Source organism: Thermosulfurimonas sp., assembly GCF_015491435.1.
In the GTDB taxonomy this organism is placed as follows: domain Bacteria; phylum Desulfobacterota; class Thermodesulfobacteria; order Thermodesulfobacteriales; family Thermodesulfobacteriaceae; genus Thermosulfurimonas_A.
This window is the reverse complement of record NZ_WFVX01000070.1, coordinates 1-12,570: the sequence shown is the minus strand read 5'-3', so window position 1 is coordinate 12,570 and position 12,570 is coordinate 1. Positions and strand designations below refer to the sequence as shown.

16 protein-coding genes are annotated in these 12,570 nt (G+C 58.4%); 3 read left to right on the top strand and 13 right to left on the bottom strand.

From position 1 onward, the window contains the following. The 7 genes from F8J34_RS03165 to F8J34_RS03135 form a co-directional block, all read right to left on the bottom strand. A partial coding sequence (locus F8J34_RS03165; RefSeq protein ID WP_297056450.1) for an LD-carboxypeptidase occupies positions 1-729 on the bottom strand: 729 nt, incomplete at its 3' end. Further along, a complete protein-coding gene (locus F8J34_RS03160; protein WP_297056448.1) occupies positions 726-1,520 on the bottom strand; it encodes a type III pantothenate kinase in 795 nt (264 codons plus the stop codon). The genes F8J34_RS03160 and F8J34_RS03165, both read right to left, overlap by 4 nt. After that, positions 1,496-2,302 (bottom strand): 50S ribosomal protein L11 methyltransferase, encoded by an 807-nt coding sequence (locus tag F8J34_RS03155; RefSeq protein WP_297056447.1) that lies wholly within the window; start codon positions 2,300-2,302, stop codon positions 1,496-1,498. The genes F8J34_RS03160 and F8J34_RS03155 overlap by 25 nt, the downstream gene beginning before the upstream one ends. Further along, positions 2,283-4,019, bottom strand: a complete 1,737-nt coding sequence (locus tag F8J34_RS03150; protein WP_297056445.1) for a M48 family metallopeptidase — start codon at positions 4,017-4,019, stop codon at positions 2,283-2,285. Before F8J34_RS03150 ends, F8J34_RS03155 begins: the two co-directional genes overlap by 20 nt. Further along, positions 4,019-4,267 (bottom strand): FmdB family zinc ribbon protein, encoded by a 249-nt coding sequence (locus tag F8J34_RS03145; protein WP_297056443.1) that lies wholly within the window; start codon positions 4,265-4,267, stop codon positions 4,019-4,021. The genes F8J34_RS03150 and F8J34_RS03145 overlap by 1 nt, the downstream gene beginning before the upstream one ends. A gap of 114 nt (positions 4,268-4,381) precedes the next feature. Continuing rightward, on the bottom strand, positions 4,382-5,446 hold the full coding sequence (gene pheA, locus F8J34_RS03140; protein WP_297056441.1) for a prephenate dehydratase: 1,065 nt from the start codon (positions 5,444-5,446) through the stop codon (positions 4,382-4,384). A 16-nt stretch (positions 5,447-5,462) separates the two neighbouring features. Then, a complete protein-coding gene (locus F8J34_RS03135; protein ID WP_297056439.1) occupies positions 5,463-6,098 on the bottom strand; it encodes a thermonuclease family protein in 636 nt (211 codons plus the stop codon). A gap of 20 nt (positions 6,099-6,118) precedes the next feature. On the opposite strand from F8J34_RS03135, the gene F8J34_RS03130 reads away from it, so the two are divergent. Further along, positions 6,119-6,514 carry a hypothetical protein gene (locus tag F8J34_RS03130; RefSeq protein WP_297056437.1) on the top strand — a complete coding sequence of 132 codons (396 nt, stop codon included), beginning with the start codon at positions 6,119-6,121 and terminating at the stop codon, positions 6,512-6,514. Then, positions 6,507-7,184 (top strand): ribulose-phosphate 3-epimerase, encoded by a 678-nt coding sequence (gene rpe / locus F8J34_RS03125; protein WP_297056435.1) that lies wholly within the window; start codon positions 6,507-6,509, stop codon positions 7,182-7,184. The genes F8J34_RS03130 and rpe overlap by 8 nt, the downstream gene beginning before the upstream one ends. Here the strand turns inward: rpe and F8J34_RS03120 are convergent. Genes F8J34_RS03120 through F8J34_RS03095 form a run of 6 tightly spaced genes read right to left on the bottom strand, consistent with a single transcriptional unit; the run spans position 7,137 to position 11,024 of the window. Next, complete coding sequence (locus F8J34_RS03120; RefSeq protein ID WP_297056434.1) at positions 7,137-7,841, bottom strand: CDP-alcohol phosphatidyltransferase family protein; 705 nt, start codon at positions 7,839-7,841, stop codon at positions 7,137-7,139. The genes rpe and F8J34_RS03120 overlap by 48 nt on opposite strands. Next, positions 7,842-8,114, bottom strand: a complete 273-nt coding sequence (locus tag F8J34_RS03115; RefSeq protein WP_297056432.1) for a TraR/DksA C4-type zinc finger protein — start codon at positions 8,112-8,114, stop codon at positions 7,842-7,844. Between the two features lie 4 nt (positions 8,115-8,118). Beyond that, entirely contained in the window at positions 8,119-8,625 is a 507-nt protein-coding gene (locus tag F8J34_RS03110) for a BCAM0308 family protein (protein ID WP_297056430.1), read from the bottom strand. Between the two features lie 10 nt (positions 8,626-8,635). Next, positions 8,636-9,262: a hypothetical protein gene (locus tag F8J34_RS03105; protein ID WP_297056428.1), complete on the bottom strand. Its 627-nt coding sequence runs from the start codon at positions 9,260-9,262 to the stop codon at positions 8,636-8,638. Beyond that, positions 9,241-9,726 (bottom strand): hypothetical protein, encoded by a 486-nt coding sequence (locus tag F8J34_RS03100; protein ID WP_297056426.1) that lies wholly within the window; start codon positions 9,724-9,726, stop codon positions 9,241-9,243. Before F8J34_RS03100 ends, F8J34_RS03105 begins: the two co-directional genes overlap by 22 nt. 2 nt (positions 9,727-9,728) lie before the next feature. Continuing rightward, positions 9,729-11,024 carry an IMP cyclohydrolase gene (locus F8J34_RS03095; protein ID WP_297056424.1) on the bottom strand — a complete coding sequence of 432 codons (1,296 nt, stop codon included), beginning with the start codon at positions 11,022-11,024 and terminating at the stop codon, positions 9,729-9,731. Between the two features lie 161 nt (positions 11,025-11,185). Here F8J34_RS03095 and F8J34_RS03090 point away from each other — a divergent pair, with 161 nt between their 5' ends. After that, positions 11,186-12,475 (top strand): DEAD/DEAH box helicase, encoded by a 1,290-nt coding sequence (locus tag F8J34_RS03090; protein WP_297056422.1) that lies wholly within the window; start codon positions 11,186-11,188, stop codon positions 12,473-12,475. The last annotated feature ends 95 nt before the right edge of the window (positions 12,476-12,570 follow it).

Sequence of the window (12,570 nt, the reverse complement as noted above, 5' to 3'; positions counted from 1 at the left end):
GGGAAGGAGTTCTTCGAGGAGGGGGAGTATTTCGGAGGTGGGGATACCCATATAACCCAGGATCAGACCGGAGAGGTGTTCGAAGACCCCGGCCAGGGCCAGTTGCGTGAGATAACGGTCCAGCCGGTAAAGGGCCTCCCCGGTTTCCTCCAGGAAGAGAAGGGCGCCTTTCAGGGCCGGGAAATAGGGGGTTCCCATCAGGGAGACCAGGGTGGCCAGGTTCCCTCCCAGAAGCGGGCCGCAGGCCTCGCCCGGCTGAAGGGTCCTCCCCCGCAGGATTACCGGGCTTTCCCCGAAAAGAAGACTTCTCAGGGTTTCCAGGGCCTGCGGAGTAAGGCGGGGAAGAAAGTTTACCGTGGGGGCGTGCCAGACCGGGAGGCCCTTAAGGACCAGGGGGTTAAGGAGAGCGGTGAGATCGCTAAACCCCAGAATTAAAGGGGGGTTTGGGGGAAGAGGGAGCTGACTCAGAGCCGGAAGGAGGCGAATACAGCCGTAGCCTCCTCGGGCGGCCCAGAGGGCGTCGAAGCCTTTATTCAGAAGGGATTTCAGTTCCTCCAGGCGGTCCTCATCCCTTCCGGCCAGGTACCGGTGTCGGGAAAAGACCCTTTCCGGGACCGAGACCCGGAGGCCCCAGCTCTCCAGGATCTCGAGGCCTTTTTTTAGATCCTCGGGGTTTACCGCTCCTGCCGGGGCAAAGAGGGCCACCGTGGCGCCTGGTCTCAGGTTCATGCTCCGGTCCTTTCCCGGTAGAGTCTGAAAAGGCCTTCCAGGGTGAGATCCGGGACCAATTCCCGGATGGAAGGACAGAGAGGGGCCACGCAGCGGGCCAGACCCCCGGTGGCCACCACCAGGGGATCCCCTTCCATTTCCTGGCGCAGGCGCTGAATCAGATACTCGGTAAGCCCTACGAACCCCAGAATGAGGCCGCTTTTCATGGCCGAGATGGTGTCCTTTCCCAGGGCCTGTTCCGGAGGAGGGGTAAGCTCTACCGCCGGCAGTTTGGCGGTGCGCCGGAAGAGTAATTCCGCGGAACACTCCAGCCCCGGGGCTATGGCCCCTCCCAGGTATTCCCCCCGGGAGGAGACGCAATCAAAGGTAGTGGCGGTGCCGAAGTCCACCACAATAGCCGAACGTTTCCAGCGATTCCAGGCGGCATAGGCATTGACCAGCCGATCCGCCCCGGCTTCCCAGGGATACTTGAGACAGACCGGGATAGGGATGGTCTCCGCGGACACCACCAGCCATTCCTTGACCAGCCAGCGTTTGACCACGCACTCCCAGGTCTTGTTCACCGGGGGCACCACCGAGGCAAAAGCAACCCCTTTCACCCTGCGGGGAGAGATCTCGAAAAGATCCAGGAAGCCCCGCAAAAGGAGGAGGAGTTCCTCGGGAGTGAGGTCCGCACGGGTGCGAAAGCGAAAGGTCCGGATCAGAAGACCGTCGCGCTGAAAGAGCCCGCAGGCGGTGGTGGTATTCCCTACATCCACGCAAAGGATCAGATCTTCCGGATAGCCAGACACACCCAGCCCTCCTTCTGGTAACGTTTTAGGATCTTAAAGGGCCCGGCTTCCAGGGCCCTCCGTATCTCCTTCTCCATGGTGGGGTTGAATCCGGAAAGGAGATAATACCGTGCCCGCTGGAAGGAGGGCAATCCCAGGAGATCCAGCAGTAACCCCTTGTAAAGATTGGCCAGGACCAGGTCGGCCTCCAGGGGGAGAAACTCCCGGATATCGCCCTCGTTTACCTCGGCATGGAGATGGTTGAGGGAGAGGTTGTGGCGGGTAAGGCGGACACACAGAGGATTGCGATCCACGGCCCGGACCCGGGCCCCGAGTTTGGCCGCAGCCAGGGTGAGAAGACCGCTTCCGCACCCCAGATCCCACACCTCATGGAAGGGACCCTCGCTGTTCCACAGTTCCCAGAAGGCCTGAAGCATCAGGCGGGTGGTGGGATGACGTCCGCTTCCGAAGACCACCCCTGGATCATAGAGAAGGGCCCCGGGTTGAGGGTCCCATACCGGGGTGAAGGTGAGGGAGCCCACGCGAAAGGGTTTCAGGTCCTGACGCCCCTCTCCCCATTCCTCAAAAGGGACCCGGGCCGAGAGCTCAAAGGACAACCCGAAGTTCTTTTCCACCCAGGAGGGGAGTTGGGGCTTTTCCCGGTGAAAAAAGAGCACGGTGAGGTCCTCTTCCTCCCAGCACCCGATAAAATCGGGATCCGGGAGGTCCCGCAGGGCGGGATGGGTCCCGGAAAAAGCGTAGAGATAGAGATGATGATAACGTTTATGGGGAGGACGAAGCATGACTACAGAATTTGCGCCGGCGTTTTTGATAATAGGATAAGTTTTTCTTGGCCCGGCTTCGGGCTCTTTCCAGGGCTTCGGAGGCCCAGAAGCAGGCTTCCTCGGGCTTTCGATTCCGGAAATAGGCTTCAGCCAGGGTGTCCAGAATTTCCGGAGCGCCCAGATGCCGGGCGGCTCTCCGGGCCAGTTTCAGGGCCAGCACAGGGTTGCGCACCTCCGGGTCCCGGGCGGTCAACAGCACCCAGGCCAGATTGTTCAAAAGCCAGGGATCCTCAGGGGCCTTACGCAGGGCTCTGCTATAAACCTCTATGGCCAGTTTTTCCTGATGATGGGAGAGCAGATAATCTCCCAGGGCCCTCAGGAGCGCGGGATTATTTTCGGCCCGGGTCTCCACCCCGCGCACCAGATTGGCCAGGGCCTTCTTTTGCAGACTCCCCCGGTTAAGGAGAAAGGTGCCGGAAAAGAGAAAGATAGCGGTGGCCAGGAAGAGAAATTTGAGACGTCTCAGGTTTTGATGATGTCGGCGGATCAGTTCCGGGTGCCGGGAGGCCTCATAAAGGAAGGCGATACGCTCGGCCAGACTGTAGTGATGCCAGCTCGGGGCCTGACGGAGACCGGAAAGGGCCGCGATCTTTTCCAGGGAAGAGATTATGCCCCGGGCCGAACCCAGGGATTCCAGGGCATAGAGATCGGCCTGGCGTTCAAAATTACGCAGGAAATATCCCACAAAATAACGGAAATAGAGGATGACCGCAGCCGCCAGGGAAAGGGCCAGCAGGATCTCCGGCCATAGTTGCGGACGAAACTCCTGGTTGAGAAGCCATTCCGGTCGGGGAAAAAGGGCCAGGAACAGGAACCAGAACGGCTCCAGCATTCCGTAGATCAGGACCACGAAGACGGCCAGAAAGAGAAATAGCCACAGGAGGTGGTGTCTTTTTACGTGTCCGGCCTCGTGGGCCACCACCGAAAGGACCTCGTCTTCCTCCAGGGCAGCCAGGAGGGCCGGGGAGATCAGGAGATAACGAAAAGGGGGAAAGGCCCCCAGGATCCCGGCGGTGAGTACCCGGCCTCCGAAAGGCAACCAGAGGAAGATTTCCCCCACCCTGATGCCCTGGGTTCGAAGATAGTCCTCGATGCGATGGCGTAGATGGGAAGCCGGAAAGGGCCGGGTGGGCCAGATGCGTACCGCCAGATAGGGGAAAAGGAGGACCAGCAGTCCGAGAATGGCCGGCCACAGCACATAATCCGGCAGGCCCGGCCAGAGGGCTTCCAGGACCTCGAAACCCGCCAAGGCCAGAAACCAGGGCAAAAGTGCCGGTAGAAAAAGACGTACCTGGGAAAGAAGATATTTCCCCGGGGGGAGCCCCTCCAGATAGGCCCTTTTTTCGTATCGGCCCACCAGATACCAGGCCGGAAGGAGATAGTGCAGATAAAAGAGCAGGGCCCAGAGATCCCCGGGAAGCCTCTGCGGAAGCCCCAGGAGAGCTATATCCAGGAAAAAAAAGATCAGGGCCAGCCGCGGAAGTTTCTGCTGCCGGAGGGTAAAACTTAGGGAATCGCGGGCTCCGGAGAGATACCGATGAAGAAAAAGGAGCCATAGAAGGTCCTTAGCCAGAAAAAGAAAGCCGAGGAGGCCCAGGGGAAGGACCGGGGCTTTGGGCCATCCTTCCCATAGAATCAGGGCCAGAAAGAGATAGATGATTTCGTCATAGAACACTATTTCTTGTCCTTGTTTTCGGAGGACCGGTTCTCGGCCTTTTTCCCGTCCTTTTGATTATTCTGGCCCTTGCGGACGTAATCCGTGACGTACCATCCCGAGCCCTTGAGGATGAAGGAGCTTTGACTTATGAGTTTATGAAGTTTTCCCCCGCATACCTCACAGGTGGTAAGGGGCTCATCGGTGATTTTCTGCCACACCTCCAGATGCCTCCCGCAACCCTCGCACTCATATTCGTAGATGGGCATAAGGCACCTCCTCTCTGCGAAGTTCTAGGTTCGTGCGGTAACCCGCTCTGGCTTGCCTGCGTGCGAGTAAAAATATAAAACAAGAGTTGCGGAAAGAAAGGTGGGTTCAGAGGCTCAGCCTCGAGGGTAGGAGCCCAGCCATTCCAGATGCAAACAGTGTTTCCGGACCTCGTCGAGGCATTCCCTGAGCAGGGGGTCTTCCACGTGTCCCTCGCAGTCCAGAAAGAAGAGATAACGCCAGGGTTCGCTTTTAGCCGGGCGGCTTTCGATCTTGGTGAGATTGATACCCCGGTTGGCGAAGGCCCGCAGGACCTCGTAGAGAGCACCGGGGCGGTCGGAAACACTGAAAAATAGGGAGGTTTTGTCCTGACCGGTGGGGGCAGGAGGCTGTCGCCCGATGATCCAGAAGCGGGTTACGTTACCCTTGTAGTCCTCGATGTGTTTGGCCACCACCTGAAGGTGATAGGTGCGGGCCGCCAGCGGACTGGCTATCGCCGCCACCGAGGGATCCACCGCTGCCCAGCGGGCCGCCAGGGCCGTAGAGGCTACCTCTTCCACGGTTACCGAGGGGAGATGTTTGCGTAGCCATCGCCGGCACTGGGCCAGGGCATGGGGATGGGAGAGGACCTTCTTGATGTCTTCCTTTTGGCCGGTTTGATTGAGAAGGTGGTGAGTGATGGGGATATACACCTCCCCGCAGACCTTGACCCGGTACTGCGAGAAGGCGTCCAGGGTGGTGGAGACCGTGCCCTCGATGGAATTCTCCACCGGTACCACCCCGAATCTCACCCGATCGCTTTCCACCTCCTCGAATACATCCAGTACGGATTCCACCGGCAGGAATTCAGTGCTCTGCCCGAAGAATTCTATAGCCGCCATGTGACTGAAGGTGGCCTCCGGGCCCAGGTAAGCCACCCGGAGGGGCTCCTGGGCCTGACGGCAGGTATTGATGATCTCCAGGAAGATGGCTCGCAGGGAGTCCTCGGGAAATTGGCCCCGATTCTTCTCCAGGAGCCGCCGGAGGACCTCCCGTTCCCGGGTCAGGTCCAGGCTGCTCCGCCCTTCTTTGCGTTTGACCTCCCCTATCTGTTTGGCCAGACGAAAACGTTTCTGAAGGAGAAGGAGGAGATTTTCGTCTATCTGGTCTATCTCGGCCCGGAGTCTTTGGAGTTCTTCCATGGTTCCCATAATTTATTCAGGGAGGCCAGGGACGGCAACCCCGGGCGGGACAATATCCGGCCTCAAAGGCCTGGCGGAGGGAAGGGAAGATGCGCTTTTTTCGAATCTTTTGGGCCCGGGGACACCCGGGGCGATGAAAGCGTCGGGAGCGAACGTTTCCGATATAGTAGGGTTCGGTGTCGCGAAGGAAACCGAAGATTCCCCGGCCCTGTCTCAGGGCCTGGAGCTGGGCCCGGAGGAGCCTTTTCCGGTAACGGGAAGCTCCAGGATAGTAGCAGGCCATGGCCAGGCCCTCGGAGACCAGGATCTCGGAAACCAGGCGACCATCCGGGAGAAGAAGATATCCCAGGAGCCGTCCATGGCGGTCCTTCCGGCGGAAAGCGGGTTCGAAACGCAGCGTTCGTCCCTCCACCAGCTCACGGTTACGCAGGTAAGCCTCCCGGGCAAAAGGCTCGGGAGGCCCTTCGGGCGAATGGAGTTCCGGAGCATTGATGCCCGCGTAACGCAGATGCCTTCCGTCCGCCAGGACCACGGTGTCGCCGTCGATCACCCGCACCACTTTTACCCGCAGGGCTTTCGCCCCTGCGGCTCCCAGGAGCAGAAGCAGGACCAGAACGAGGATTCTTAAAAGGGACGATTTACAAGCCCGCATTTTCCTTTTATAAGTTTAACATGCTGGAGAAAGCCACGCGCAAGGAACCGGTGCTCCTTCAGACCACAGCAGGTCTCTTCCTGGGGCTGGTGTGTTTCCATCATGGTTTCGAGAGCCTCAATTTCGTGCTGGAAAAGAGGGAATTTTTCGATTTTGAATGGCCGGCCCTGGTAACCGTGGATGCCGGGGGGTTGAAGCCCATTCTGCTGGGGCTGGAACATATCGTAGTTCAACGCCAGAATGTGATCTGGTATTCCACCTCCATTCCCGAATCCTTGCTGGAGGCCTATCGCTTGCGTCTGCCCCGTCCTCCTCAGAAGCCGCCGGAGGGGCCTCCTCCCTCCAGGCCCCCCCGCGAAAGAAAGGACCGACCTGAGAAGGTAGTGGTTTTCCCGGGGCTCAAGAATCATGAATAAGACCGGAGTTCGCATTGCCCCCTCTCTCCTTTCCGCGGATTTCGGCCGTTTGGCCGAGGAGGTTCGGGCGGTGGAAGCCGCCGGGGCGGATCTCCTCCACCTGGATGTGATGGATGGGCACTTTGTTCCCAATCTTACCTTCGGGCCTCCGGTAATTGCTTCCCTCAGGAAATACACCCGATTGACCTTTGATGTCCATCTTATGATCGAGGCCCCGGATCGATATCTGGAGGATTTTGCCCGGGCCGGAGCGGACTGGATCTCGGTGCATGCGGAGGCCTGTCCCCATCTCCAGCGCACCCTCTCCCGCATCCGGGACCTGGGTTGCAAGGCCGGGGTGGCCCTGAACCCGGCTACTCCGCTTTCCATGGTGGAATGGGTGCTGCCGGATCTGGACTATATCCTGATCATGAGTGTGAATCCGGGTTTCGGAGGGCAGAAATACCTACCGCAATCCACGGAAAAGATTCGCCGACTTTCCGCCCTGCTGGCCGAAAGGGGATATGCGATACCTATCGAAGTGGATGGAGGCATTGCCCCGGACACCGCGGCGGAGGTGGTGGCTGCGGGGGCTTCGATCCTGGTGGCCGGATCGGCGGTCTTCGGGAAGGAAGATTACCCTTCAGCTGTGGAGGCCCTTCGCCGGGCGGCTGCAAAAGCTAAGCCCTAGATCCGCGAGAAAGAGCAGGGGCAGGGCCAGAAGGATTACCAGCCAGAATCGGCCGGCATAGGGAAAGGCCAGGAGAAGGACCAGAGGAGGAAGGAGATAGAAGACTAGACTAAGGCTTCGGCGAGGGGTCCTGCTTAAGGCCGGAAATCCCTCCCGCAGGTAGGGCCAGGCGCTAAGCCAGGTAAGGATCAATACCGACCAGACAATTATCTGGGTGAGCAGTGAGGACCAGGGATGGGGAAGGAAGCTTCCGGCCAGGACAATGCCTCCGGCCCCGAGCATCTGCAGGGCGGTCTTAATCCGGGCCAGGGTCCATACGCGCATACCCTCGGGATAGAGATTGCGTAAGCCGGCAATGAGGATTTCCCGCAACAGAAGGAGGAACACCGGAAGATAGGGAAGGTAGGTCAGGTGGTAGAGAAGAAGATAGATCACGCTGACGAAGATCTTGTCCGCTACGGGATCAAGAAGCCTGCCCAGTCTGGAAGGACCTTCCCGGCGGGCCAGCCGGCCATCCAGGTAATCCGTAAGTCCCAGCAGGGATCCGATCCCTACGGCGGTAAGTTTGGCCTCCGGCCCTCCGAAAAGCAATACACAGGGAAGGGGAAGAAGGAAGATCCGCAGGAGGGTCAGGCGATTGGGAGTGAGTTTGACCATCTATTCGACCGCTTGGAGCATTTCCCAGCGTTCCTGACAGGTGCGACACCGGCGGGCCCAGGGGATGGTTTCCAGCCGCTGAATGCGGATCCATTTTCCACAGTCCACGCAGCGTCCATACTCTCCCCGGGCCAGTTTGAGCAGCGCCTGTTCAATTTCCCTCAGCAAGGGTGATTGCGGATCTTCCCGGGCTACTTCCTGTTTCCTGAAAAGGAGCAATTCCTTTAAACGTTCGAGTTCTTCCGGTCTTAGGGGGCGTCGTTCCGCCTCCATGCAATTATCTCTCCCAGTATATTCGAACCAGTTTATCTCCTTCCGACCAGCGGAAGGTAAGGTTACCTTTGTAGGCCCGGTAAATGGCCCGGCCCAGACGCTGGGCCAAATGATCGGTGGTGGTTTCTATGACCGTTCGTCCATCCTCCTCGTACATGGTGATGATCTGATGGAGAGGATTGTTTCCCCTGGCCCGTTCTACCTCATTATGGATGATACGCATGATTTCTTCCCGATGCTTTTCGTAAAAGGGGCCGGACAGATATACATAGCCCATGGCGTATCGATCCACGGCTTTCCGGCACCCGGGGCACAGGATTTTGGGAACGAAATCGGTGTCTTTGTATTCCTCGTAAAATTCCTCATCGATGATCCAGCGCTTATCACGAAATACGGCATGACAACGCGGACATAGGGCTTCTCCGGCCGGGGCCGCATCGGTGAGATAAGGATCCTCGTTGGTTTCGAATTCGTGACGTTCACGGAGCCAGCGTTCTCCCTTTCGGGCCATATATCACCTCCTAATGAGAGATCTTGCTCTTCCGGAAGAAGCGTCCCGCCCGGGGATTGATGAATTCGGTTACGGTCTGAACATAAAGATCCATACTTTTATGTAATACCTCGCCCCGCCGCATGCCCGGGACGAGCAAAAGTTTTTTGGCCTGCCCTGGCGATAAGGTAAACATCCTTTCCATCTGTGTGAAGGGGAAATCCTCGGCCAGCTGGGGGTGAAAGAGAAGGTAGGGTTTGCGGAGCGAGGGGAAGAGTTCCTTAAGGGCTTCCCGGGCCTGAGCATGGAAACTATCCAGGACCAGGCCGGTTACCTCCGAGGGATACTCCAGCGCCAGGCGAAGGGCCAGGAGGGCCCCCTCTCCTTCTCCCCATAACCATAAAGAGGAATAGAAGACCTTCTCTCTTTTCAGGAGTTCCAGAATGGAGCTAAAAAGGGAACGCAGGGTCTCGGGATCGAAGGTTTCCGGGAGGAGGGTGGCAAAGCCCTCCAGCAGAAACTTCTGGGAGAGCTCCCGGTGGAGGGGTTGAGGTTCTTCGGGCAAAAGGAAAAGCAGCGGGGAGGGGGTGCGAGGGCTGAGGAGGTGCAGAACGAGGTTCTCCAGGGTAAGGGTCCTCAGATGGGACGATCCTTCCATATTTCCTCCAGTTCTTCGGCCTCCTCATCCTTGCGTTTTACCTCCTCTTCCCAGCGCACCCGGCGTTCGTAGAGGGGGACTTCGGTGCGCAGGAACCTCTCTCTGAACTCCGGATGGGAAAGATAATCCAGGGCCGCTCGCAGGAAATTTTCCTTGAGACTGCGGAAGATGCGTTTCCTTTCCCGTTCATCTATGAAATTGCGTTCCTTGCGATATCGATAGTAGAGGACCCCTCCAGTTTCCCGGCGGAAACGTTCGTAAATTTCCGGGGAAGAGAAATGTTCAGGGCCGGCTTCAATAGGGATCTGGACCAGCATTCCCACCAGCCACCGGTCCCCGGCCAGGCGGCGGGAATAATCCCAGATCTCCAGGCGAAGCCCGTTGGGCAGATCTATCACCTCCTCCAGCCGTCCCGGCCAGAGGGGGCGGTGATCCTTACTGGGGGGAAGCCATTGATAAGCCATGACTAATGTTTAAAGACCCTCTGCCCGGTAAAGACCATGGCCACCGGAGGATCGGCTTCATTGCAGGCCTCGATGGATTCCCAGTCCCGCACCGAGCCTCCGGGCTGAATGATGGCGGTAATGCCCTCGCGAATGGCCACATCCACCGCGTCCCGGAAGGGGAAGAAGGCGTCGGAAACCATTACCGAGCCTGGCAGCCCGGCCCGGGCCGCCCGGGTTTCCTCGTCTATTTCGATCTTCTGGGACTCCGGACGCTCCCCTTTGCGGATCTCCAGTTCCAGCTGCTTATAGGGAATTCCATAGCGATCGTAACACAGGAGGTCGGCATACTTGGTGTAAGCCTTGAAGATGGCGATCTCGGTTACTCCCACCCGGTCCTGTTCGCCGGTACCGATGGCTACGGTGCACTGATCCTTCACGAAGAGTACCGAGTTGGAGGTTACTCCCAGTTCCACGGCCCAGCCGAAGAGCATGTCTTCGATTTCCCGGGGGCTCGGTTCTCGCCGGCATCGGACTTCGGTGCCATCCGGCTTGCGGGCCACGGCGGGCTGTAGGTCCTCGGGGCCGCGGACCTTATTGACCTGGGACTGCTGGACGATGAGGCCACCATCCATGAGACTCTTGAATTCCACCACGCGCTGCCCCCAGTATTCCTCCAGTCGATCCATGCGCCGGATACGAATTATGCGCAAATTGGGCCGTTTCTTGAGAATTTCCACCGCTCCCTCTTCGTATTCCGGGGCCGCTACCACCTCGAAATACTGTTCGCTGATGGCCTCGGCGCAGGCCTTGTCCACCGGACGGTTCAGGGCGATGGCCCCTCCGAAGGCGGCAATGCGGTCGGCCCGGAAGGCCCTTATAAAAGCCTCGGATATGGTTTCCCCGTAGGCTACCCCGCAGGGATTATTGTGCTTCACGATTACACAGCAGGGTTTTTTGGATAGATAGCGCAGGATGTTCAGGGAATTGTCCACATCCGTAAGATTGGTCTTACTGGGGTGTTTGCCGAACTGAAGCATGTCCTCCTCACGGAGGCTGGAGACCAACCCCCACCCCGGACGAATAAACTCGCATTCCCCCAGGATCAGGTTACCGTTTACCAGTTCGTAAAGGGCGGCCTCCTGATCCGGATTTTCTCCGTAGCGCAGCCCTCTTTCTTCAATCACTCCGGGTTCGACCTCGATTTTCCAGGTGCGTTTACGGTAAACCAGGGTCTGATCCCCGAAGGTTATGCGTATTTCCGGAGGGAAATGATCGCCCTTAACCGTGCGATACATCTTTTTGAGATCTTCGGACACTACAACACCCCCTTTCCCGAATTTTCCTTCTCAAGGATAGCCCGAAAGGGGGGACCTAGTCAAACCGTAAATTGGATTCCCTGGAGAAGGTTGACAAAGATTTTAAGTCTTCTTACTTTCTTCCCTGCGAAGGATTCGAGTTTGCGGCCAGAGTTCGGGGCATGGAAGGCGGGGCAGAGGCAGCGGTAAGACTGCGTGTGCCCTTACACGGGCGACCGTGGGCTCATTTTCCTCTTCCTTCCCGTTTGAAAGAGAACCTGGAGAAACAGGGGTTTCAGCGTACCACCACCCTTCAGGATCTGGCCCTGAGTGAGGTGTTGCGGGGCCGGGACGTGATCCTGCGGGCTCCTCGCGGAAGCGGAAAAGGGATCTTTCTGCTTATTGCTGCCCTGGATCGGCTGCTTCGCACCGATGGAGAGGGGGAGATACGTCCCCGGGTCCTTATCCTTACCTCCGGGGAAGCCCGAGCCCGAACCCTGGCCACCTGGGGGGAGCGCCTGGCTCAGGGCCTGGAGACGAGGATAACCCTTTGTGCCTCGGAGGATCGTCTCACCGAAGAAGAGTTGCGGGCGCTGGAGGGAGTAGGGGATCTTCTCATCATTACCCCGGACGGTCTCCATCGGGCCCTCAAGTGGAACCTTCTCAAGCCTCAGGGCCTGAGACTCCTCATCGTGGATGAGCTGGATCGAATGGTGGCCCGCAGCCAGACCTTTATGCGCCAGCTCCTTCAGAAACTTCCGCCCCCGGACCGTCACCAGACCCTGATTCTTCTGGAGGAGCCTTCCTATCCGGCTCTGGAGGTGGCTGCGGAGGTTACCCGGGATCCGGAAGAGATCTATATCGAGGAGGGGAGAAGGGATTTTGAGAATCTGGAGCTCTGGGTAATCCATCTTTCCCGGGAGGAGAAACTTTCTCTGCTTCTCGGGCTCCTGCGAAAGAGGGGCTGGCCCCGGGTTCTCATCTTTGTAAACGAGAAACTGGAGGCCCAGAAACTCACCGAGGATTTGAAAGCCCTGGGACTTAAGGCGGTATTCCTGAAACCGGAGCTGCCCTTACCCCTTCGGCTTAATTTTCTCCGCCTCTTTGCCCGGGGAGAGGCCCGGGTGATGGTGGCTACGGATGCCGGCTGTCGCTTCATTCAGGACCCGGATCTGGACCTGATCATAAACTACGATCTTCCGGAAGTGCCCAGCGATTTTCTGCAACGGGCGGGCAAGATCAAAGGGGCTACCGGGACCATAATCTCCCTGTGTGACGAAACCGGGGCCTTCTTTCTGGAGGGAATAGAGGAACTTCTGGGACGCAAGATCCCGGTACTTTATCCGGAGCCGGAGGAGGAATGGTTTGTTTCTCCGGCGGAGGTGCGTTCCGAATTGGGGGGAGGCGGAAGCAAAGGGCGTCCTCGGCGTGCTGCTCCCCGCGGGAAGAAACGGCCTCATTCGCGGCGCTGAGCCTGGTTCCTTTCCCGAAGGAACCGTTCTATTTCTTCCAGGAAGGCCGGTAGCAATTGATCTTCGGCCACCTTGCGGATGATTTTTCCCTCCCG